19 protein-coding genes are annotated in these 22,310 nt (G+C 46.3%); 16 read left to right on the top strand and 3 right to left on the bottom strand.

The annotated features are described in order from the left end of the window. Nucleotides 1-60: 60 nt before the first annotated feature. Nucleotides 61-726 carry a heme exporter protein CcmB gene (ccmB, locus tag GQS64_RS02635; protein ID WP_198230534.1) on the bottom strand — a complete coding sequence of 222 codons (666 nt, stop codon included), beginning with the start codon at nucleotides 724-726 and terminating at the stop codon, nucleotides 61-63. After that, nucleotides 726-1,349: a heme ABC exporter ATP-binding protein CcmA gene (ccmA, locus tag GQS64_RS02640; RefSeq protein ID WP_077990578.1), complete on the bottom strand. Its 624-nt coding sequence runs from the start codon at nucleotides 1,347-1,349 to the stop codon at nucleotides 726-728. Before ccmA ends, ccmB begins: the two co-directional genes overlap by 1 nt. A gap of 298 nt (nucleotides 1,350-1,647) precedes the next feature. On the opposite strand from ccmA, the gene acnA reads away from it, so the two are divergent. The 10 genes from acnA (at nucleotide 1,648) to cyoD (ending at nucleotide 14,766) form a co-directional block, all read left to right on the top strand. Beyond that, nucleotides 1,648-4,341, top strand: a complete 2,694-nt coding sequence (gene acnA / locus GQS64_RS02645; protein ID WP_198230535.1) for an aconitate hydratase AcnA — start codon at nucleotides 1,648-1,650, stop codon at nucleotides 4,339-4,341. Nucleotides 4,342-4,532: 191 nt separating this feature from the next. Then, nucleotides 4,533-4,799, top strand: a complete 267-nt coding sequence (gene rpsT / locus GQS64_RS02650) for a 30S ribosomal protein S20 (RefSeq protein WP_077990583.1) — start codon at nucleotides 4,533-4,535, stop codon at nucleotides 4,797-4,799. 947 nt (nucleotides 4,800-5,746) lie between these two features. Beyond that, nucleotides 5,747-7,207 carry a chromosomal replication initiator protein DnaA gene (gene dnaA, locus GQS64_RS02655; protein ID WP_369805194.1) on the top strand — a complete coding sequence of 487 codons (1,461 nt, stop codon included), beginning with the start codon at nucleotides 5,747-5,749 and terminating at the stop codon, nucleotides 7,205-7,207. A gap of 190 nt (nucleotides 7,208-7,397) precedes the next feature. Further along, nucleotides 7,398-8,516 (top strand): DNA polymerase III subunit beta, encoded by a 1,119-nt coding sequence (gene dnaN, locus GQS64_RS02660; RefSeq protein ID WP_077990591.1) that lies wholly within the window; start codon nucleotides 7,398-7,400, stop codon nucleotides 8,514-8,516. 6 nt (nucleotides 8,517-8,522) lie between these two features. Continuing rightward, the gene (locus GQS64_RS02665) at nucleotides 8,523-9,833 is read left to right on the top strand and encodes a DNA replication/repair protein RecF (RefSeq protein WP_198230537.1); all 1,311 of its coding nucleotides are present in this window, start codon (nucleotides 8,523-8,525) and stop codon (nucleotides 9,831-9,833) included. Nucleotides 9,834-9,858: 25 nt separating this feature from the next. Next, nucleotides 9,859-10,296 carry a type II 3-dehydroquinate dehydratase gene (gene aroQ, locus GQS64_RS02670; protein WP_198230538.1) on the top strand — a complete coding sequence of 146 codons (438 nt, stop codon included), beginning with the start codon at nucleotides 9,859-9,861 and terminating at the stop codon, nucleotides 10,294-10,296. Nucleotides 10,297-10,567: 271 nt separating this feature from the next. Beyond that, nucleotides 10,568-11,548 (top strand): ubiquinol oxidase subunit II, encoded by a 981-nt coding sequence (cyoA, locus tag GQS64_RS02675; protein WP_077990602.1) that lies wholly within the window; start codon nucleotides 10,568-10,570, stop codon nucleotides 11,546-11,548. 79 nt (nucleotides 11,549-11,627) lie between these two features. Continuing rightward, entirely contained in the window at nucleotides 11,628-13,646 is a 2,019-nt protein-coding gene (cyoB, locus tag GQS64_RS02680) for a cytochrome o ubiquinol oxidase subunit I (RefSeq protein WP_077990604.1), read from the top strand. Next, nucleotides 13,643-14,332 carry a cytochrome (ubi)quinol oxidase subunit III gene (locus GQS64_RS02685; RefSeq protein ID WP_077990608.1) on the top strand — a complete coding sequence of 230 codons (690 nt, stop codon included), beginning with the start codon at nucleotides 13,643-13,645 and terminating at the stop codon, nucleotides 14,330-14,332. The genes cyoB and GQS64_RS02685 overlap by 4 nt, the downstream gene beginning before the upstream one ends. Next, nucleotides 14,332-14,766 carry a cytochrome o ubiquinol oxidase subunit IV gene (gene cyoD / locus GQS64_RS02690; protein WP_077990611.1) on the top strand — a complete coding sequence of 145 codons (435 nt, stop codon included), beginning with the start codon at nucleotides 14,332-14,334 and terminating at the stop codon, nucleotides 14,764-14,766. Before GQS64_RS02685 ends, cyoD begins: the two co-directional genes overlap by 1 nt. Before the next feature lie 620 nt (nucleotides 14,767-15,386). Here the strand turns inward: cyoD and dps are convergent. Continuing rightward, nucleotides 15,387-15,875, bottom strand: coding sequence for a DNA starvation/stationary phase protection protein Dps (gene dps / locus GQS64_RS02695; protein ID WP_077990620.1), 489 nt, complete (start codon nucleotides 15,873-15,875; stop codon nucleotides 15,387-15,389). 742 nt (nucleotides 15,876-16,617) lie between these two features. On the opposite strand from dps, the gene tsaB reads away from it, so the two are divergent. The 6 genes from tsaB (at nucleotide 16,618) to GQS64_RS02725 (ending at nucleotide 22,205) form a co-directional block, all read left to right on the top strand. Continuing rightward, on the top strand, nucleotides 16,618-17,286 hold the full coding sequence (gene tsaB, locus GQS64_RS02700) for a tRNA (adenosine(37)-N6)-threonylcarbamoyltransferase complex dimerization subunit type 1 TsaB (protein WP_198230539.1): 669 nt from the start codon (nucleotides 16,618-16,620) through the stop codon (nucleotides 17,284-17,286). After that, a complete protein-coding gene (rimI, locus tag GQS64_RS02705; protein ID WP_198230540.1) occupies nucleotides 17,283-17,777 on the top strand; it encodes a ribosomal protein S18-alanine N-acetyltransferase in 495 nt (164 codons plus the stop codon). The genes tsaB and rimI overlap by 4 nt, the downstream gene beginning before the upstream one ends. Before the next feature lie 229 nt (nucleotides 17,778-18,006). After that, entirely contained in the window at nucleotides 18,007-19,371 is a 1,365-nt protein-coding gene (gene miaB / locus GQS64_RS02710; protein ID WP_077990628.1) for a tRNA (N6-isopentenyl adenosine(37)-C2)-methylthiotransferase MiaB, read from the top strand. A 158-nt stretch (nucleotides 19,372-19,529) separates the two neighbouring features. Beyond that, entirely contained in the window at nucleotides 19,530-20,609 is a 1,080-nt protein-coding gene (locus GQS64_RS02715) for a PhoH family protein (protein ID WP_198230877.1), read from the top strand. Continuing rightward, nucleotides 20,606-21,079 (top strand): rRNA maturation RNase YbeY, encoded by a 474-nt coding sequence (gene ybeY / locus GQS64_RS02720; RefSeq protein WP_077990631.1) that lies wholly within the window; start codon nucleotides 20,606-20,608, stop codon nucleotides 21,077-21,079. The genes GQS64_RS02715 and ybeY overlap by 4 nt, the downstream gene beginning before the upstream one ends. A gap of 118 nt (nucleotides 21,080-21,197) precedes the next feature. Beyond that, complete coding sequence (locus tag GQS64_RS02725) at nucleotides 21,198-22,205, top strand: hemolysin family protein (protein WP_198230541.1); 1,008 nt, start codon at nucleotides 21,198-21,200, stop codon at nucleotides 22,203-22,205. Nucleotides 22,206-22,310 lie beyond the last annotated feature (105 nt).

Genomic DNA, 22,310 nt, shown 5'->3' on the forward strand with positions numbered 1-22,310 from the left:
CGCAATTATCTTTCTTCATAGAGACCAACATATGACACCAATCTGACAAAGATGTGATGTTTAGTCCGATAATGAAGCAAGTGTCAAAGCCGCAGCCAATGGGCCGAGGATCGAGAAAAACAGTGACAGTGCGATCAAAAACAATAACGGATTTATAAACGAGATCCCCGGAGCGGTGGTAGCATAAGCTGCGGATACCCCGAAAATCATAACCGGCACGGCAAGCGGCAGAACAATAACCGATATCAAGATGCCGCCACGCGGTAGCGAGGTTGCAAGTGCCGCTCCGACTGCACCAATCAGGGTAATGGCAGGTGTTCCGCATAAAAGTGTGAGCATAAGACCGCCTATTGCTGTTCCATCAAGACCGAGCATCAATCCAAGCACAGGAGTAAAAAGAATGAGCGGCAGAATAGTTCCACACCAGTGAGCCGAACATTTGGTAAAAACAACGAGACTCAAGCTTTTTCTATGTCGCGATAATATCAGTTGATCGAGGCTGCCATCGTCGCGGTCGGTCTGGAACATGCGGTCCAGTCCAAGAAGGATAGATAACAAGGCTCCGATCCACAGCATTCCGGGACCAATGCGGGATAAAATTTCCTGATCGGGGCCGATCGCAAACGGAGTTATAATGATAATTGCTGCAAAAAACAGAAGTCCAGTGAGCAAGGAGCTTCCCGGACCAAAAGCAATACGCAGATCGCGCAAGAAAAGAGCCTTCATCAGCTTTCCTCGAAATCGGGAAGATAATTATCAAGTAAGATATTATAATTTTCTTCTATGCCAAGAGGCAAATGGGTTGCGGCAATAATCATGCCCGAACGGTTTCTATGGTCTTCCATGATTTTTGCAAAGATCGAACTTGCATGTTTATCAAGCCCCGATGTCGGCTCGTCGAGGAGCCATAAAGGCTGATGGGATAATAACAATCGCGCAATGGCAACGCGTCTTTTCTGTCCGGTTGAAAGAACACCGAAGGGAAGATGTTCAATGCCGGAAAGTTCGACCTGATCGAGTGCTTCCATCGGCGACAACAATTGCGCTGAATCGAAATTTGACCAGAATTCGAGATTTTGTAAAACGCTCAAATGCGTTTTCATGGCGTTTTGACTGCCAAGATAATGACTGAGGAGAGCAACAGGAAAAATCTGCCCGTCTTCTTTTGCTTCTATGGTTCCTTCATTCGCTTGCAGAAAACCGGCAATGATTCGCAGCAAAGTTGACTTGCCGATGCCATTCGGGCCGGTAATCGTCATCACTTCTCTATCATGGATTGTAAAGCAGAGGTGCTGAAATAAGACCTCTTCACCCCTTTTTGCGCTGAGTTCGACTGCTTTTATTTCCATGTAACCACCGGATTTTGCTTGACCTTTCTTAGGATGGATGGCGCGTTCAAACAAGTAAACACATTTTTTTTAATGGATTACGTCTGGAACAGTTCCAGAAAAGGAACTATAAAAGAATTACCATACCAGCGGTCGGTGTGGAACAATTTTTGGGCCGGTCTCCAAATCTGCTTGTTCTGGCGGTTGAGGAACGGACAGCGGAAATGACTGCACCCGCACCGTAGCTGCGATCTTGACCCGCAGTTTGTGGCGTTCGTTCCAGGAGCTAAGGCTCGCACAGATATAAGGACGAACAGTCGTGTCTCAAATAGATAGTTTTAAGTGCCGCAAAACGCTCCATGTGAATGGCAAGGACTATATTTATTACAGTCTGACAGAGGCTGAAAAAAATGGTCTTACCGGTGTTTCCCGTTTGCCATTTTCAATGAAGGTTCTCTTGGAGAATCTGTTACGTTTTGAAGACGGTCGCACGGTCAAGAAAGACGACATTTTAAATATCGCCAAATGGCTGAACGACAAAGGAAAAGCAGGCGCTGAAATCGCCTATCGCCCTTCACGCGTTTTGATGCAGGATTTTACAGGCGTTCCGGCGGTTGTAGATCTTGCTGCCATGCGTGACGCAATGGTGAAACTTGGTGAAAACCCGGAAAAAATCAATCCGTTGGTTCCGGTTGATCTGGTCATTGACCACTCGGTCATTGTTGATGATTTCGGCAATCCGCTCGCTTTCCAACACAATAAAGAACTCGAATATAAGCGTAATGGCGAACGTTATCGCTTTCTGAAATGGGGCCAACAAGCCTTCAAGAATTTTCGCGTGGTTCCTCCGGGGACAGGTATTTGCCATCAGGTCAATCTTGAATATCTTGCCCAATGTGTTTGGACAAAAGAAGAAAATGGCCACACAATAGCTTATCCCGACACTTGTGTCGGTACCGATTCCCATACCACTATGGTCAATGGTCTTGGTGTCCTCGGCTGGGGTGTTGGCGGTATTGAAGCCGAAGCTGCCATGCTTGGCCAACCGGTTTCGATGTTATTGCCGGAAGTTATCGGCTTCCGTCTGACAGGCAAACTCAAGGAAGGCATTACCGCGACCGATCTTGTTTTGACCGTAACGCAGATGTTGCGCAAAAAAGGCGTGGTTGGTAAATTTGTCGAATTCTTTGGCCCCGGTCTTGAGCATATGACTTTGGCCGATCGTGCAACAATCGGCAATATGAGCCCTGAATATGGCGCGACTTGCGGCTTTTTCCCGATTGACCAGGAAACCATCCGCTACCTCAATATGACAGGTCGTAAAGAAGAGCGGATTGCACTTGTCGAAGCTTATACAAAAGCTCAGGGCATGTGGCATGATTCCCATACGGCCGATCCGGTGTTTACCGATACAATCGAACTTGATATGGGAACGGTTGTGCCCTCGATGGCCGGTCCGAAACGTCCGGAAGGGCGTTTGCCGCTTGAAGAAGTCGGTAAAAGTTTTGCCACAGCTCTTCACAACGAATATAAGAAAACAACCGGCGAAAAAACACGTTATCAGGTTGAAGGCGAGGATTTCGACATTGGCCACGGAGATGTCGCTATTGCAGCGATTACCTCTTGCACCAACACATCCAATCCGAGTGTTCTGATCGCGGCAGGTCTACTTGCCAGAAACGCGGTTGCCAAAGGCTTGAAATCCAAGCCGTGGGTTAAAACTTCGCTGGCTCCCGGCTCGCAGGTTGTTGAAGCCTATCTTGTCAATTCGGGACTGCAAAAAGACCTTGATGCTTTAGGTTTCAATCTTGTTGGCTTCGGTTGCACGACATGTATCGGCAATTCCGGTCCTCTGCCACCGGCAATTTCAAAAACCATCAATGACAAGGGCTTGATTGTTGCGGCAGTGCTTTCGGGTAACCGTAACTTCGAGGGGCGTGTTTCGCCTGATGTTCAGGCAAACTACCTTGCTTCACCGCCACTTGTTGTTGCCCATGCTTTGGCTGGAACCATCACCAAGGATCTTACAAAAGAGCCTCTTGGAACCGGCAAGGATGGCAAACCGGTTTATCTGAAGGATATCTGGCCAACTTCGCAAGAAGTTCAGGAATTCATCGAAAAGAATGTTACCCGCAAGATTTTTGAATCGAAATATGCGGATGTCTTCAAGGGTGATGAAAACTGGCAGAAAGTTCAGGTTCCTGCAGGCGAGACTTATGCATGGGACGACAAGTCGACCTATGTTCGCAATCCTCCCTATTTTGAAAATATGCCGAAAGTACCAGCACCGCTCAAGAATATTGACGGAGCGCGTATCCTCGGACTTTTCGGGGACAAGATTACGACCGACCATATTTCACCTGCCGGTTCTATCAAGGTTGATTCTCCGGCCGGTAAATATTTGATCGAACACGGTGTAAAACCCGCCGATTTCAACCAGTATGGTACCCGTCGTGGCAACCATGAGGTGATGATGCGCGGCACATTTGCCAATATCCGTATCCGTAACTTCATGCTTGGCGAGAATGGACGCGAAGGTGGTTACACCATTCACTATCCATCCAAGGAAGAAGAATCGATCTATGATGCTGCCATGCAGTATAAGAGCGAGCATGTGCCACTCGTTGTCTTTGCCGGTATCGAATATGGTAACGGCTCATCCCGCGACTGGGCGGCCAAGGGAACCAATCTTTTGGGCGTGCGCGCGGTGATAGCTCAATCCTTCGAGCGTATTCACCGTTCCAATCTCGTCGGTATGGGAATTGTTCCGTTTGTCTTCGAGGATGGACAGAGCTGGCGCTCTTTGGGGCTGAAAGGCGATGAAGTTATCACGATTGATGGTATCAACGATCTGAAGCCGCGCCAAAAGACTGTTGCCAAAGTTCAATTCAGTGACGGCACTGTCAAGGAAGTTCCGCTTCTTTGCCGGGTCGATACGGTCGATGAACTTGATTACCTCCATAATGGCGGCATTTTGCAGTATGTTCTGCGCAATTTGGCCAAAGAAGGCTGATTGGCAGTTTTAAAAATTGATAAACGGGGTGTGGAATCGCACCCCGTTTATTTTTAAATGACAATTTGAGAGAATCTCATTGACGCGAGCGGCTGAATTAAGCTATAAGCCCGCCAAGATTAAGCGGCTACTGGCCGCAGTTTGTGTTTCTAGGCTTAAAAGCCGTTCAATAAGAAGAGAGAGATAGACTTATGGCGAATACACCTTCGTCCAGAAAAGCAGTGCGTAAGATTGCAGCACGCACAGAAGTTAATAAATCACGCCGTACACGTGTTCGTACATTTGTGCGCAAATTTGATGATGCGGTTGCTGCCGGTAATAAAGCCGCCGCTGAAGTTGCTTTCAAGGCAGTCGAGCCTGAATTGATGCGTGCTGTGACCAAAGGTGTTCTGCATAAAAATGCAGCATCGCGCAAAGTGTCACGTCTTGCTAAAAAGTTGAAAACTATTTCGGCCTGATTTTAAAAACTCTGGCGGCCAAAATGGGCCGCGTGTGTTTTATTCGTTTTGACTTCAAACCGGTATCTTCTGGATGCCGGTTTTTTGGCATTTGATCTGTGTCAGGAAGAAAAAAATTAACTGAAAAAAATGCTATTTTTAGAATAAATTATCGTTAAATTTTTTGGTTTAAAAAACGTTTAAAAACAGATAATTACCTGTTTTATCCACAAGCTGTCGCAAGCCCCGTTCGCCATAGTTTTTGTCAAGTATTTTTTTTAATTTTTTTTTAAGGGGTTTTATCTCGATGAGACTATCCGGAACATTTGAAAAAAAGCTTATTGAATCAAAGTAATTACGCTTCATTGCTAAAAGACGGCACAGTCAGGATCGGGTGTTTGGGACGATTTGGCACATTTTTCACCCCTTGCAATTATGGATAGCGTTTTTGTATGTTTAACGAAGGAAAGGATAGCTTTCCTAGCTGTTTCATGAGTCTTTCGCCAAATGCGGCGAAAGGGATAGACGAGAGCCGGAAGGGAATTTCTTTTGGCTGTTGTTCTGGCAAGACTGTCCGGTTCAAGCGGCTCCGTTGCTGCTTGAATAATGATGGGACGTTCGTTCTGCCGGTGAAACAGTTGATGAGGTATCGCTTGTTTCGGAAGTTGCCTGAAATAAGACACTGCGCTGGATGGTGCCGTCTTGAAGCATGTTGGCAATGTCCGATCTCGCGAACGAAAATTTGTAGGGGCTTAACAGGGTTTGTCGGATAAAGCGGAAGTGTATCGGTTCAACAAGACTGAGCGAACACGAAGTCTGTTTTGTGCGAGTTGTTTTATTTTTAATAAAGACGAAAATCGTCGGTTGGCTTGAGGGTATCGTTACCGGTCGTTTTCCTTCGGTTGTTGTCAGAGAGAATGTTGCGTAAAATGTCAAATTTGAATGGGATAGTGTCAAGTGAAACCGGAATGGGTGAGGGTGCACACCATTTGGTAACACAAGGTGAAGGGGACGAACTTTTTGATCGGGTAATGGCCCAGTTGAAAGTCCATGTTGGCAATGAAGCTTATACAAGCTGGTTCGGGCGTTTGCAGCTCGACGAGTTTAATCGAAGTCAGGTGCGCCTTTCTGTTCCGACCGCTTTTCTGCGTTCCTGGATTACCAACCATTATGCAACAATTCTAACAGAGCTTTGGCGGCAGGAATGCCCGTCGCTCTTGCGTGTCGATGTCGTCGTGCGTGGCATGAATCGTGTAGTAAAACACGCCGCACCGCGCAAGGACGAAGAAAATCATGCACACGTCCAGCCGGAAAATTCTGTTCCTTCTTCTCTCCATAACCGGACAGACCATTTTCCGGCAGAGGCGCAGCAAAGTGTTTTTGGCTCACCGCTCGATTCGCGTTACACCTTTGATACCTTTGTCGAAGGGCCTTCCAATCGTGTAGCTCTCGCTGCAGCGCGGTCCATTGCGGAAAGTCATAAAAGTGCTCTGCGTTTCAATCCGCTTTTCATTCATGCCGCTGTCGGTCTGGGGAAAACCCATCTTTTACAGGCTATTGCGGCTGCAGCTTTGCAACGTCCGACGCCGGTCCGTGTCATCTATTTGACGGCAGAATATTTTATGTGGCGTTTTGCAACGGCAATTCGCGACAACAATGCATTGTCATTCAAAGAACAATTGCGTGACATTGATCTGCTCATCATTGACGATATGCAATTTTTGCAAGGCAAGTCGATTCAACACGAGTTCTGTCATTTGCTCAATATGTTGCTGGACAGTGCGAAGCAGGTTGTCGTTGCTGCCGACAGGGCACCTGCCGAGCTTGAGTCGCTTGACGTGCGTGTCCGCTCGCGGTTGCAGGGTGGAGTTTCATTGGAAATCGAGTCGCCGGATTTTGATATGCGGCTTGAAATGTTGCGCAAGCGTTTGAAAGCTGCCCAACATGATGATCCTTCGATTGCAATTCCGGATGAAGTTTTGTCGCATATTGCCAGAACTGTTTCCGGTTCGGGGCGTGATCTCGAAGGTGCTTTTAACCAGCTTTTATTCCGCCAGTCTTTTGAACCCGATTTGTCATTGAACCGCATTGACGAATTGCTGGATCATTTGACGCGCTCCGGTGAGCCGAAGCGGATTCGCATTGAAGAAATACAACGTGTTGTCGCCCGCCATTACAATGTTTCCAAGCAGGATTTGTTGTCGAACCGGCGGACCCGCACAATTGTGAAACCGCGTCAGGTTGCAATGTATCTCGCCAAGATGATGACACCGCGCTCTTTACCGGAAATCGGTCGGCGTTTCGGCGGGCGTGACCATACAACCGTTCTCCATGCTGTGCGCAAGATCGAGGATATGGTCGGAGCCGATCAGCAATTGGCCAAAGAACTGGAATTGCTGAAACGTTTGATCGACGAACAGTCAGCCTGACGGGTTCATTTGCAAACCGAATACCGGATGTGATAATCAGGCGAAGACTTGCATTTCAGGCAAGAATATTGCCATTCTGTTTTTAATTTGTTTTCTTGCAAGGTGATTCCTTGTCTTTAAAGGATCATTGCGTGTAATTTTACGGCAAGAAATAGTTGAATGGCAGAATTAGTTATAGAGAGTGTCCAATATGCGCATCACAGTCGATCGTAGCCATCTGTTAAAATCTCTCGGTCGGGTACATCGTGTCGTCGAAAGACGAAATACGATTCCTATTCTGTCGAATGTCCTGATTAATGCAGTCAATTCCGGAGTTGAATTGCAGGCGACCGATCTCGATCTTGAAGTGACAGAAACGACTGCAGCCAATATCGAACAGTCAGGGTCGACAACGGTTCCGGCTCATCTTCTTTACGAAATTGTCCGCAAACTTCCCGAAGGTGGCGAGATAATGCTCTCGGTCGCAGATGACGGAAATGCCATGCTGGTTGTTTCCGGCCGGTCGAATTTCCGGTTGCAATGTTTGCCCAAGGAAGATTTTCCCGAACTCAATGCCGGTGACTTCAGCCATAGTTTTACATTGGCGGCATCTGCATTGAAGCGACTCATTGATTGCACCCAATTTGCTATTTCAACCGAAGAAACGCGCTATTATCTCAATGGCATCTATTTCCATGTGATAGATGATAAAGGGTTAAAACTGCGCACAGTTGCAACGGACGGTCACCGTCTGGCCGAAGCCGAAACCGATGCACCATCCGGTTCTGAAGGAATGCCGGGCGTTATCATTCCCCGAAAAGCCGTAGGCGAATTGCAAAAGCTGTTGGGGGAAGAAGCCGAAAGCGAAATCAAAATAGAAGTTTCGGAAACGAAAATACGTTTCAGCATCGCTTCTGTTGTGCTGACTTCGAAATTGATCGACGGCACATTTCCTGATTATCAACGTGTTATTCCCTTGGGTAATGACAAGAAACTCACTATTAACCGTCAAAGCTTTGCTGCATCGGTCGATCGCGTTTCGACTATTTCGAGTGATCGCGGGCGAGCCGTCAAATTGACAATCGAAAATGGTCAATTAACACTCACAGTCAACAATCCTGATTCCGGCAGTGCGGAAGACCAGATCGTCGCCGATTATGAAGGCGAACCTTTGGAAATCGGTTTCAATTCAAAATATCTTCTTGATATTATGGCACAACTCAACGGTGAAAATGCGGTCTTCATGCTCGCCGATTCCGGGGCGCCGACGCTCATTCGGGATGGTGAAGATGCGAATGCACTTTATGTTTTGATGCCGATGCGTGTATAGAAACGAATGGTGGAAAAATATGGCGGACGAGCTGTAAAGGTGTTTGTCCGGCAACTGAAACTAACCAATTTTCGCAACTATCGGGGTTTTTCGGCCGATTTTTCCGATGGGCTTGTCGTCTTCACCGGTCACAATGGTGCGGGGAAAACCAATCTTCTTGAAGCCCTGTCGTTTCTTTCGCCCGGACGTGGTTTGCGTCGGGCGGCTTATGACAATGTTGTTAGTGCCGGTTCCAATCCGGTTTTCGGTCATGAAAGAGCATCCGGCGGTGCCGACGAAACCCGTCTTCAACAATTGGAAACTGCTGTTCAAGAAAAAATAACGGCGGGAGAGGGTGCCGACTTTCTTCAAAAGGGAGCAATCGATCAGAAGGGGGCTGATGGATTTGTTATTTTCGCACAATTACATTCTGCGCTTTACGGAGATGTGAATATCGGAACTGCAAGTGACATCGCATCCAGCGGGCGTAAAGTGCGGATAAACGGTGAAGGTGTAACTTCTGACCGATTGACCGAATATTGTCGTCTAAGCTGGCTTATTCCCTCGATGGATGGACTATTTACGGGGCCGGCAAGCGAGCGGCGGCGGTTTCTCGACCGTATGGTTCTGGCAATTGACCCTGCCCATGCGCGGCGTGTGGTGGATTTTGAAAAGGCAATGCGCGCGAGAAATCGCCTTTTGGCGGATGGAAGTAGCGATGAAGGTTGGTTCAATGCCTTGGAAATGCAGATGGCGGAACTCGCAATTGCGATTGCGGCGGCGCGTATGGATGTTGTGCGGCTCATCTCCGATATTGAAAATTTTGATAGCGAAAAATCGTTTCCAACGCCTGTTCTGGATATAGAGGGGCTCGTGGAACGGGCACTTGCCCGTCAATCGGCGGTGGATGTCGAGGAAGAATACAGACAGCGTCTTCACGATAAACGGGAGCTTGACCGTAAAGCCGGTCGCACTCTTGAAGGCCCGCATAGAAGCGATCTGCTAATTTTTTATGGGGCGAAAAATATGCCGGCTGCACTTTGTTCGACAGGAGAACAAAAGGCATTGCTGATAGGGCTTGTTTTGGCTCATGCGCAATTAACGGCAGAAATATCGGGTATGACACCGATTCTCTTGCTCGACGAGATGGCAGCCCACCTTGACAAGAATCGTCGGGCGATCTTGTTCGATAGTCTTGATCGTCTTGGTGGACAGACATTCATGACCGGAACCGACAGGCAACTTTTTTCTGCATTGGACGGGCGCGCACAATTTTTTGAAATCTCGGACGGAAGCATTGCAGAGAGTCCGGAAATGTTGGATGACTTGGGGGAATAGCTCGAACTAAGAGGGGCAAATGGCGATGGCAAAAAAGATTACAGTTTTAAATGGTCCGAATCTCAATTTTCTAGGTAAACGCGAACCGGCCATATATGGTCGCGAAACCTTGAATGATATAGAGGCTCTCGTTCACGAGTGCGCACGGTCGCACGGTTTTGACATCGAATTTTTACAAACCAATCATGAAGGCCAGCTCGTCAGTTTTATTCAGGATGCTATCGGGAAAAGTGATGCAATTATTATCAATCCGGCAGCTTATAGCCATACTTCGATTGCGATTCTCGATGCGCTGAAAATGTTTGAAGGATTGGTTGTAGAAGTGCATCTTTCAAACATCCATAAAAGAGAGGCTTACCGCCACCACTCATTTGTGTCGGAACGTGCCGATGCTGTCATCGCGGGCTGCGGAAGTGCCGGATACCGCTTCGCAGTTGAATATATCGTTCAACGCGATTTGTGAATCCGAAATCGTCGGAAAAACCGCGCAATATTGACGCAGGGGGGGACAAAACCCTTGCGAATTTTCACCTAAAGAGTAAGACGTGCCTAGATGATGCCACAATTGTCTTTGTGGCAACGTCAGTCCAGATCGGGCTTCTATGTCTTTTTGGGACAATTAATCTGTCTGATGTGGAATACCGGAAGAGCGGGAAAATGCTGCTTTTTCGTGACGAATGAATAGAAATACCCTCGTGCAATAATATGCAATGCATATAAAGAGGCAGGTAGGAATGAAGAACTTTGGTAAACTAACAGGGCTGCTGGGCGTTTTAATATCCGCTTTGCTCTTGTCAGGTTGTGAATTTGATGTTCTCAACCCGGCGGGCTATGTGGCGCGCCATGAGCTATTTTTGATTGTTACGTGCGTTATCGTGATGGCGTGTATTGTTATTCCAGTAATGATCGCCGTCGTTGCTTTCGCAATTAAATATCGTGCTACCAACACCCAAGCAGAATATCTGCCGGATTGGGGGCACTCGAAAAAAGTGGAAACCTTCATGTGGGGGATTCCGATTCTTGTTATTATTATTTTGGGAAGTTTGACAGCATATTTCACATATAAGCTCGAACCTTCAAAGCCTCTCAGCGCAGATGCTGCCGGAACACAGGAGCCGCTCCAGATCGATGCTGTAGCACTCGACTGGAAATGGCTGTTTATCTATCCGCAATATGGCGTAGCTTCGATCAACGAAATCTATGCACCGGAAAACCGTCAGGTTCTCGTTCAGTTGACTTCTGAAAATTCGGTTAACGCTTTCTGGGTTCCACGTCTTGGGACAGTTCTATATGCAATGCCGCAAATGAATGCGAAGTTGCACCTTATTGCTGACCGTAAGGGTGTATTCAACGGATCTTCAGCCAATTACAGTGGCGACGGTTTCTCTGAAATGCACTTCAAGTGGAATTCTGTGGCTCAAGCCGACTTTGACAACTGGATTGCCAAAGCGCGTGAAAGCAAAGAAACGCTTGACCGTGCAGGCTACCGCCAGCTTTCCTTCTCACCGAAAATGGGTGATGTTGCAGGTAAGCAAAAAGACGCCGAGGTTCGCTATTTCTCGCAAGTTGAAAAAGGTCTATACTACCGCATCGTGAACCGTTGCGTTGATGAAGGCACCACTTGCAACGAAGATCAGATGAAACTAGCTGCAGCGAAATCTCTGTGGGGTGAACTCTGCTCCGTATTTGATCCCGGTGTGGTTCAGAAGAAATAAAATTATCGAGGAAGGGGCCTAACCTTATGAAAAGGCAGCGTCCCCTCCAAACCGAAATTCATTTAATATGGGTTGAAAAATGTTTGGAAGACTTACAGACCCTGTAGCCGGAGCGTTTCACGCGCTAACGAATGAGCCGATTGTCCTATACACCTGCCTTGTTGTGGTTGTATTGGCAGTCGTTGTTCTTGCCGCTATCACGCTGCTCGGCTGGTGGGGAATATTGTGGCGCAATTGGATCACATCTGTTGATCACAAGCGCGTCGGCATTATGTATATTGTCCTCGCAATTGTCATGCTTGTCCGTGGCTTTGCAGACGCTATCATGATGCGTACACACCAGGCGCTCGCGCTTGGATCGGAGAATGCGGGTTATTTGCCGCCTGATCACTTTGACCAGATTTTCTCGGCACACGGCACAATCATGATTTTCTTCATGGCAACGCCGCTATTGTTCGGTATTTTGAACTATGTTCTGCCGCTACAACTCGGTGCTCGCGATGTGGCTTTTCCATTTGCCAACAACCTCGGCTTCTGGATTACATGCGCCGGTGCAATTCTCATCAACATTTCACTCGGTATCGGTAATTTCGGCCGCGGTGGCTGGTTGATGTATCCTCCTTTCTCGGAATTGTTGAATAGTCCGGATACAGGTGTTGACTATTATTTGTGGTCACTACAGCTATCCGGTATCGCGACGACAATGGGTGCGGTCAACTTTGTTGCCACCATTATCAAGTGCCGCGCTCCGGGAATGACAATGTGGAAAATGCCGGTATTCTGCTGGTGCGCATTGGTTTCAAACGTTCTTATCCTTATCATTTATCCGCCGTTGACAGTTGCTTATGCTCTGCTTGCTGGCGATCGTTATCTTGATATGAACTTCTTCACCAATACCGCCGGTGGTAACCCGATGGTCTGGATCAACTATGTATGGATTTTCGGTCACCCGGAAGTTTATGTTCTGGTTGTTCCTGCATTCGGTATCATTTCCGAAATCGTTCCGACATTCTCGTCAAAACGTCTTTTCGGCTACACCTCGATGGTTTGGGCTGTTCTCGTCATCCTGATCCTTTCGATCATTGTTTGGGGTCACCACTTCTTCACAATGGGTGGCGGTGAAGCTGTTAACACCTTCTTCGGTACAGCAACGATGATTATTGCTATTCCGACCGGTGTTAAGGTCTTCAACTGGCTCTTCACCATGTATAAAGGACGCATCCGTTTTGAACCTCCGATGTTGTGGTGCATGGGTATGATGTTCACCTTTGTCGGTGGCGGTCTTACCGGTGTTCTGCTCTCGATTGTTCCCTCTGACTGGCAGTTCCACAACTCCCTGTTCCTGGTTGCCCACTTCCACCACACAATTCTTGGTGGTGTTGTGTTCGCCTACCTCGGAGCGTTGGCGTTCTGGTTCCCGAAAGCTTTCGGTGTCAAGCCGAATCGTGCATTGGGTATTGCTTCGTTCTGGTGCTGGTTCATCGGCTTCTACGTCGCATTCTTCCCGATCTACGCAGTTGGTTTGATGGGTGCAACACGTCGTTTGCAACACTACATGGAACCAAGCTGGCAGCCATTGTTCATTACAGCTGCTGTAGGTGCGTTTATCATCCTTCTTGGTATCCTTTGCTTCGTTCTTCAGGTTTTGATCGCCATCTGGTATGGCATCAAGCATAAAGGCAAATTGCCGATTACCCAGAACGATCCATGGGGCGATGCTCGTACACTGGAATGGTCAATTTCTTGTCCTCCTCCTGCTTACAACTTCGCTACAGTCCCTGTCGTTCAAGCGGACGATGCCTATTGGGATATGAAACAACGTGGTGAGCATCGTAAAACATCAGGCTTCGAGAAGATTCACATGCCTTCCAACACGATTGCTGGCTTTATCTCCGGCATGTTGATGTTGGTGCTCGGTTTCGCTCTCGTATGGCACATCTGGTGGCTGGCTGTAATTACGTTCGTTGGCTTCATTGTAACCATTCTGCTTCATTCGCTTAATGGAAACCATGCAGGCTATTACATCTCGGCTGAGGAAGTACAGAAGACTGAAGACGAATTCAGCGCTGTTCTCAAAGCACAAGGAGTAAAAGCATGAGCGCTACAGCAGTAACAACCGCTCACGCGGAAAATCACCACGACGGCAGTTCGACAATGGTGTTCGGGTTCTGGGTTTATATCCTTTCCGACCTGATCCTGTTTGCAACTCTGTTCGCTACATTTGCAGTGTTCGCCTCCGCTTATGGCGGCGGCGCTGCCGGCAAAGACTTCATCGAGCTGCCTTATGTGCTTTGTGAAACAGCCTTGCTGCTGTTCTCGTCAATTACTTATGGCATGGCGATGGTGCAGGTTCATAAAGGTAACATCGGCGGTGTTAAAACATGGCTTGCTATTACCTTCATTCTCGGCCTTGCATTTATCGGAATGGAGTTGAATGAATTCCATAAGCTGCTTTGGGGTGTTATGGAAAACGGTGAACTGAAATCCGTTTTCTTCTTTGACCCTTCCGCTTATGCAGGTGTTGACCCTGAAACCGGTGTGCGGGTATTCGGCAAAGAAGTCCTTTCGGCTTACTGGTCGTCCTTCTTCATGCTGGTTGGCACACACGGTATTCACGTTACAACCGGTTTGATCTGGATGGCATTGATGTTTGTACATCTCGGCCGTCGCGGTCTGGATAGCGATAACAAGACACGTTTAAGCTGTCTGTCTATCTTCTGGCACTTCCTTGACATCGTCTGGGTAGGTGTCTTCACCGCCGTCTATCTTTTGGGAGCACTATAATGAGCGAACATGAAGAAGCACACGGTGTAACAACCGGTAAATACATGGTCGGTTTTATTCTGGCTGTTATTTTAACCCTCGCATCATTCATTCCTGTTATGCAAGGAATGCTCGATAACTGGGCAGTGAGCACCAAGGTTATCTACCTCATTGGTATGGCTCTCATCCAGATAGTCGTTCAGATTGTTTTCTTCCTCCACCTCAACGAAGGTCCGGATGCGAAGTGGATGGTCGGCTCAATGTGGTTCGGTGCACTCTGCGTATTCATCGTTATTGGTGGTACATGGTGGGCAATTTCCCACTTGAACTACAATATGATGGGTGGTTCGGGGCGTATTGTTCAGCCTGATATTATCGATCAGGTTCCCGGTGGTAGTCCGGTTGCACCTTCGACAGAAGCTGCACCTGAAACACCAGCTACACCTGCGCAATAATAGCAATTGTCTTGAATATAAACGAGTTTGGAAAGCCCCGCCTTCAAGCGGGGCTTTGCTTTTCTGCGGCGAATTTTCAATGCCGGAATTTTAAGGTGCCGGAATTCTAAGGTGCCGGAATTCTAAGGTGCCGGAATTTTATGGTGTTTGAAACATGTCGTTATCTGAAACACAGGTTTCGACACTTTTTTCGACACTTTGTTTTGCCGTTAAGCGAATGTGTTCCGGTTTCAAAAACGGTAAGTTACATACTTTCCCATCCGGTCGAGGGCATTTAAAATCGTAAAAGGATGGCGCACCTGAAACGCGAGCAGACAATATTCACAAAGCGCTTTTTCCTCGGTTGGCAACCGATGCTTTTTCTCCGGTTGGGAACCGATGCTTTTTCCCTCGGTTGGCAACCGAAGCATTTTTCCCGGTTGGCAACCGATCTGGTCAGGAGCTGTTTCCATAGCTCAAAAAACAATTTCGTTTTTGTATTTTTTGACCGGTTAATTTCAATCGCTTTTATCGGGATTGAAGTGGCCTGAAATTTTTTAAAAAAATAAAAGGAAGCAACAGCGGCTGCTTCCTTTTTTTGATAACCGGTCAATCCGGTTCAACTATTTAAATGCTATTGCTCAGGCTTCTTGTACGTGTGATTCAAGGAACCAAAGGCTCTTGTCAAGTTCACGTGATGCAGCCGTAAAGATATCGGCAGTATCAGCATCACCAGCGTCATCTGCTTCGTCAATGGCTTTGCGCAAATCATTTGCAGCATCGCCGTAACGTTCAATAAGAGCCAAAAGGTGGTCGTGCACCTTGTAAATGTCGGTCGGATAAGCCTTGAGTTTCGATGCTCCTGCTACAGTCTGAACTGTACCAAGCGCTGTTCCACCCAACTGGGCGACACGCTCGGCAATAATGTCAACATGTTCATCAATGGCATCTCTGAAACCGTCCAACATTTCATGGACGCCGATAAAATTTGAACCTTTGAGATTCCAGTGAGCCTGCTTGGTAATGAGTGCCAAATCAATCAGCGTTGCCAGATTTTTGTTCAACAATGCGATTGCAGTTGTTTTTGTGTTGGAAGGCATATCATTACGGGTTTTATGTGTTTTTAGCATATCGAATTAATCTCCGCTTGAACTGAATTGCGTAATTATAAAACGCACCAAACGCTAAAAAGTTCCGCTTGGAATTTCTACCATTGTCAAGCTGTCTCAACGGTAGTGCGGTGATGCATATATAGAATACTCCTTATCAATAATAATCCAATACAAAAATTCAAATTATTTTTGTATTATTTTTCATATATCGATCCGTTATGGAATAGATAAGTTTTTTTTATAAACTTATGTACCTATTTTTTGTCATTTTACTTTTTTAAAATTATTATATTTCTAAAAATAAACTCAATGATTGAAAAAACAAATCAACTTTATGTTGTAATTTTAAATATAAATATAAAAATTAAAATAAGTTATTAGAATTTATCGAATATTTTAGAGTAAAAATAAAATGGCAAAATATCCGTGAAAAAATCTGCCTGTAATACGCCAGCGATTGTCAAGCAACAGGTTAAATATCATGAGACCCGAATTTTAAGGCTGCATCGGTATTTCGTGAAAAAGAAAAGGTGTTTTATCTACGATAATGAATCACATGCGCAGTCTCCAAGATATTTTCATAGTTTTTTCAAATGATAATATTTTGCTTAACTTATCGGTTGATACGATGAGGTCTGATTGGCGGGATGTAGTCTCTGCCGGACGATCTTTGATAGATTGCAGGTTAAGACTTCAAAATCGACTGATTCCACCCTATCTGTCCTTTTGTTTTCATTAACAATGATCTAATAAACATCGAATGATTACACTCGCCATAGATACAGCTTCTTCGATTTGTGCCGTCGCATTGATGGCAGATGGTTCACTTGTTGCACGGGTAAGTGACAAGATAGGAAAAGGGCATGCCGAAAAATTGATTGACCAGATTATTCTGGCTACGAAAGAAGCCGGACTTGATCTTGATAAGGTTGATCGTATTGCAGTCAATATCGGGCCGGGATCTTTCACAGGTGTGCGTATCGGTGTAGCCACGTCAAGAGGTTTGGCACTGGCTCTTCAAAAACCGGCAATCGGCGTCAGTTCCCTTGAAGCAATAGCTTATGAAGCCCATCACCAATTTCCTGAAAAGCGCATTATCTCGCTCATTGATGCAGGGCGGGGTATGGTTTACCGGCAGGATTTTGATAAAAATTCAAAATCGCTTTCTCCGGCCAGAGTACAGGAGACAGAAGATGTGGTTGCTACACTTGACGAAGATGCCATTCTCGCAGGGCCTTTTGCCAAAACAATCGGAAATTTGGCAAAAGTGAATGATAATGCAATTTTTTCTATAGATGCGCCGGATGTTGTGAGTTTTGCAATTCTTTCGCAGTCAAAATTGCCGGAAGGCTCCCCCAAGCCGCTTTATTTGCGCGATGCAGATGCAAAGCCGCAGATGGGATTTTCCTTGCCAAGGAAAGACAAATGAGTGGTTTTTTGTTTTCAAAAACCGAATTCGTTGTTAATCCGATTGCTGTCGACGATAGCGATGTTCTACATGAAATCCATAAAAAATCGTTTTATCACGCTTGGGACGATGCGACTTTTTCCGCGTTTTTAACTGACCCGCGAATCTTCGGTTTTACAGCCGGCCCCATTGGCAAACCCGCAAAAGTTGCGGGTTTCGTTCTTTGCCGGCTTGTTGTTGATGAGGCAGAAATTTTAACAATTGCTGTGCATCCCCGTTTCAGGGCAAAAGGCATAGGACACAAACTTATGGATGTAGTTTTCAGATATCTTTATCAACAAAGGGCTAAAGAACTTTTTCTTGAGGTTGATGAAAATAATCTCGCGGCACTTTCACTTTATAAAAGTTTCGGTTTTGGTGAAGTCGGACGCAGGCCCGGCTATTATCAAACCGACAAAGGCCATAGTGATGCCTTGATAATGCGTAGAACCATTCTCCAACAAGCCGGTTAGCAAAAAGCGGATGGGTGAAGAATAGACCGGTAAAGTGCCCATCGGCAAAAAGCCCATGAATAAAAGCTTCCGGAAAAAAGCCCGTGGGTAAAAAACTGACTATAAGCGCCTTGAGAATAGACCTCTTGAGAATACCCCCTGAAAATAACTTCTTGAGTGCAAAACCTTATGTAAAAGACATACGAGTAAAAAGATTGAGATTTACCAGAAAACCGGATAAAAATGCGTTATGAGTGAAGCAAAAGAAAAAAACAGCAATATCCGCAAGGTCTATATCAAAACCTATGGCTGTCAGATGAATGTCTATGACAGCGAGCGCATGGGTGATAGTCTTGACGGCGAAGGCTATGTTGCCACACAGTCTCCCGAAGACGCCGATCTTATATTGCTCAATACCTGTCATATTCGCGAAAAAGCAGCCGAAAAGCTTTATTCGGATCTCGGACGTTTGCGCGTTATGCGCGAAGAGCGTGATCCTTCAAGACCGTTGACAATCGGTGTTACGGGCTGTGTTGCCCAAGCCGAAGGGGACGAAATTTTACGGCGTGCTCCGACAGTCGATCTCGTTGTAGGGCCGCAAACCTATCATCGCTTGCCGGAGCTGTTGCAAAAAGTACGTGAAGGCAAAAAGGTTGTTGAAACAGAATATGCAGTTGAAGACAAATTTGCCCATCTTCCGCATCATAACCGTCAGGCGGTAAGAAAACGCGGTGTCACGGCTTTTCTGACAGTTCAGGAAGGGTGCGATAAATTCTGTACATTCTGTGTTGTGCCCTATACGCGTGGCTCCGAGGTTTCGCGGCCGGTCGAACAGATTGTCGATGAAGCAAAAGAGCTTGTCGATGCGGGCGTAAAAGAAATCACTTTGCTTGGGCAAAACGTCAATGGCTGGCATGGCGTTTCACAAAACGGAAGTCAATGGCGATTGGGTGATCTTCTTTATCGACTTGCCGAGATAGACGGGTTGAAGCGCTTGCGCTATACGACGAGCCATCCGCGCGATATGGATGACAGTCTGATTGATGCTCATGGTAATCTTGAAATGTTGATGCCCTATTTGCATCTTCCTGTGCAATCCGGTTCCGACCGCATCCTCAAAGCCATGAACCGCCAGCATAAGGCTGAAGATTACCTGAAATTGATCGAACGTATTCGTAAAGCACGTCCCGATATTGCCTTTTCGGGAGATTTTATTGTCGGGTTTCCGGGCGAAACCGACGAAGATTTTGAGGCGACAATAAAACTGGTTGAAGAAGTCGGTTATAGTTCTGCCTATTCATTCAAATATTCGCCACGTCCGGGGACACCGGGTGCGACGATGAAAGGCCATGTCGAGGAAAAGGTGAAAGATGAACGCCTGCAACGTTTACAGGCACTTATTCTTGACCAGCAACACCGGTTTCTGAAATCGAAAATTGGTAAACGGGTTAATGTGCTTATCGAAAAAGCCGGTCGTCATGATGGACAAATGGTCGGTCGTTCGCCGTGGTTGTTACCTGTTGCTGTTTTGACAAATGCAAAAATCGGCGAAATCATACCCGTCAATATTACAGAAGCTTCCTCTAACAGTCTTCTTGGCAATGCAGCAAATTGAAAACAGCAATTGCATTCATCATGTATAGAAGCATGAAAAGCATGTTTTCTTTTGGCTGGAATTTTATATATTTCTAACAGTGTCGGTTTTTTGAGGAGAAAAGGTTGAACGATTCAACCGGAAAGAAAAAAACGGTAAAAGTCGGAGAAGACGGAAAAATAAAAAAGTCCGGCAAAGACTTACATGTTCCTGTTCCAACCGGACTATCCGATACAGACCATATTGTGCTGGTCTTCGAGGATAACCGGCAGGCAAATGTTGTTTTTGGACAATTCGATGAAAATCTGGCCCGGATCGAGCAAAAATTGGGACTTGATATCCGCGCACAGGGAAATGAAGTATCAATTCGTGGCAATAAACAGGATATCGAGGTTGCCCGTCAGGCTCTGGATCAACTTTATGAACTGGCCAAGAGCGGCATGCAGCCGGGGTTGTCGGATGTGGACGGGGCTATCGCGATTGCCTCGTCGGCGGGTGATACCGGAGGTCACGAATTGGACGGAAATGGCACGACCAACAAAGTAACGCCCGCCCATATTTCGACCCGCAAGAAAACAATTTACGCTCGCACGCCAACGCAAGACGCTTATATGCGAGCGCTGCAACGAGCCGAACTTGTTTTCGGAGTGGGGCCTGCAGGAACCGGAAAAACCTATCTTGCCGTTGCCCATGCAGCAATGTTGCTCGAACGCGGATTGGTGGAACGCATTATTCTCTCCCGCCCTGCTGTCGAGGCAGGTGAGCGGCTGGGTTTTTTACCCGGTGACATGAAGGAAAAAGTCGACCCCTATTTAAGGCCGCTTTACGATGCACTTTATGACATGATGCCGGCCGAAAAGATCGAGCGTGCAATAGCTGCCGATATAATCGAGATAGCCCCGCTTGCCTTTATGCGTGGACGTACGCTTTCGCATTCCGCGGTTATTCTTGATGAAGCGCAGAATACAACTTCAATGCAGATGAAAATGTTTTTGACACGGCTTGGTGAAGGCTCGCGTATGATCGTTACCGGCGATCCAAGCCAGATTGATTTACCTTTCGGACAAAAATCCGGTTTGACAGAGGCAATGCGCATCCTTGAACCTATTGAAGACATAAAGATCATACATTTCAGTCAAGCCGATGTTGTTCGCCATCCATTGGTAACGGCGATCGTTACGGCTTATGACCGTGATGCGCGAACGAATTTACAAAATCATAGTCAAAAAAATGATAGAATAAAGAATTTATCCAGATGACAGTGCGTTATGATGTAGCGATTAATGCTGAAGGTTGGCAAAACGAAGAGGCTTTGAGACGGATTGTCGATCCTCTCTTACAGGCGACATTGGTTGAACTCGGCTTCGGGAAGATTGAAAGTGAACTTAGTCTTGTCTTCACCGATGATAAGGACATTCGTGCAATAAACGGGCAATGGCGTCATATCGACAAACCTACCAATGTTTTGTCATTTCCGGCTTTTCCGGTAAAACCGGGTCAACAACCGGGTCCCATTCTGGGTGACATCGTTCTTGCCTTTGAAACCGTCGAGCGCGAGGCACGCGAAGAAAATAAAAGTTTTGACGATCATCTCGGCCATCTTATTGTTCATGGGCTTCTTCACCTGATGGGGTACGATCATCAAACCGATGAAGAGGCCGAACAAATGGAAGGTTTGGAGATAAAAATATTATCGCAGATTGGTATTTCCAACCCTTACAGTGAATAAACAAGGAAGATGAACGTTGCTATTAACGAATCATACAGATATTGGAATAATATATTTCTTGGGTTAATATAAAAAATGAACCGATTTATTTTGAATAAAGAGATTTTTGTTAGGAACCATGACTGATAAAACGGATAATTCAATCGAGGAAGAGTCTTCCCGGTCATCAACAGGACAAAATTCTTCGCGCCAGCAAAACAACGAAAAAAAATCGCTATTTGCCAATCTTTTTTCTTTTTTGCGCTCGCGCAATAATTCGACATTGCGTGAAGATCTGACAGATGCTCTTTCTGAAGATGAAGGAGAGGCAAACAGCCTTTTCTCTCCTGAAGAGCGTCTCATGTTGAACAATATTTTGCGGCTCAGGGAAACGCGCGTGGAAGATGTGATGATACCGCGTTCCGAAATAGAAGCGCTCGATATTACAACAACGCTTGCCGAAACATTGATCGAATTTGAAAAATCCGGACATTCCCGTATGCCGGTCTATTCCGAAAGTCTCGATGATCCGCGCGGTATGCTGCATATTCGGGATGTGTTGAATTATATCACCCATAAAGCTCAAAATGGCGAAAAAGAGGGATGTCTTGATTTTTCCAAAGTGGATTTGTCGCAGCCTGTTGGCAACCTTGATCTGATACGCAGTGTGCTTTTTGTTCCCGGTTCCATGTTGGCCGGGCAACTTTTGACACGTATGCAAGCGACGCGAACCCAGATGGCGCTGATTATAGACGAATATGGTGGAACAGATGGTCTTGCTTCAATGGAAGATATTGTCGAGCTTGTTGTTGGCGATATTGAAGACGAGCATGACGATGTTGATATGTCTATTATCAAAGAGGCTGATAATAAATGGCTTGTTGACGCAAGTGCCGAGCTGGATGAGGTCGAAAAAGCATTGGGGCCGGATTTCAGAGTAGGAGAACATGGTGAGGATGTTGATACAATTGGCGGGTTGATTGTTTCGACATTGGACCGGATACCGGCAAAAGGCGAAGTTGTGGAAGCCGTTCCCGGCTATCAGTTCCGTATTCTGGAAGCCGACAAACGCCGTATCAAACGAATTAGAATTCAACCGTTGAATACGCACCAGAAGCTTGAAGGAGCCAATCTTCCATCTGAATGAATGTTATGATGCCCGTTTTTAACGGTTAAATTTCAGCTATTGACTAACGGGTTGGCGATAATTGCATGTGGTTTTCATGCTCTTCAAGTTGTTTCTATGTTTATC

It is taken from the genome of Bartonella sp. P0282 (genome assembly GCF_048452985.1).
GTDB classification, from domain to species: Bacteria; Pseudomonadota; Alphaproteobacteria; order Rhizobiales; family Rhizobiaceae; genus Bartonella; species Bartonella choladocola.

Bases quoted from the DNA above. Each gene is read 5' to 3' on its own strand.
- ccmB (WP_198230534.1), bottom strand. From the start codon at position 726: ATGAAGGCTCTTTTCTTGCGCGATCTGCGTATTGCTTTTGGTCCGGGA.
- ccmA (WP_077990578.1), bottom strand. From the start codon at position 1,349: ATGGAAATAAAAGCAGTCGAACTCAGCGCAAAAAGGGGTGAAGAGGTC.
- rpsT (WP_077990583.1), top strand. From the start codon at position 4,533: ATGGCGAATACACCTTCGTCCAGAAAAGCAGTGCGTAAGATTGCAGCA.
- dnaA (WP_369805194.1), top strand. From the start codon at position 5,747: ATGGGTGAGGGTGCACACCATTTGGTAACACAAGGTGAAGGGGACGAA.
- dnaN (WP_077990591.1), top strand. From the start codon at position 7,398: ATGCGCATCACAGTCGATCGTAGCCATCTGTTAAAATCTCTCGGTCGG.
- GQS64_RS02665 (WP_198230537.1), top strand. From the start codon at position 8,523: ATGGTGGAAAAATATGGCGGACGAGCTGTAAAGGTGTTTGTCCGGCAA.
- aroQ (WP_198230538.1), top strand. From the start codon at position 9,859: ATGGCAAAAAAGATTACAGTTTTAAATGGTCCGAATCTCAATTTTCTA.
- cyoA (WP_077990602.1), top strand. From the start codon at position 10,568: ATGAAGAACTTTGGTAAACTAACAGGGCTGCTGGGCGTTTTAATATCC.
- cyoB (WP_077990604.1), top strand. From the start codon at position 11,628: ATGTTTGGAAGACTTACAGACCCTGTAGCCGGAGCGTTTCACGCGCTA.
- GQS64_RS02685 (WP_077990608.1), top strand. From the start codon at position 13,643: ATGAGCGCTACAGCAGTAACAACCGCTCACGCGGAAAATCACCACGAC.
- cyoD (WP_077990611.1), top strand. From the start codon at position 14,332: ATGAGCGAACATGAAGAAGCACACGGTGTAACAACCGGTAAATACATG.
- dps (WP_077990620.1), bottom strand. From the start codon at position 15,875: ATGCTAAAAACACATAAAACCCGTAATGATATGCCTTCCAACACAAAA.
- tsaB (WP_198230539.1), top strand. From the start codon at position 16,618: ATGATTACACTCGCCATAGATACAGCTTCTTCGATTTGTGCCGTCGCA.
- rimI (WP_198230540.1), top strand. From the start codon at position 17,283: ATGAGTGGTTTTTTGTTTTCAAAAACCGAATTCGTTGTTAATCCGATT.
- miaB (WP_077990628.1), top strand. From the start codon at position 18,007: ATGAGTGAAGCAAAAGAAAAAAACAGCAATATCCGCAAGGTCTATATC.
- ybeY (WP_077990631.1), top strand. From the start codon at position 20,606: ATGACAGTGCGTTATGATGTAGCGATTAATGCTGAAGGTTGGCAAAAC.
- GQS64_RS02725 (WP_198230541.1), top strand. From the start codon at position 21,198: ATGACTGATAAAACGGATAATTCAATCGAGGAAGAGTCTTCCCGGTCA.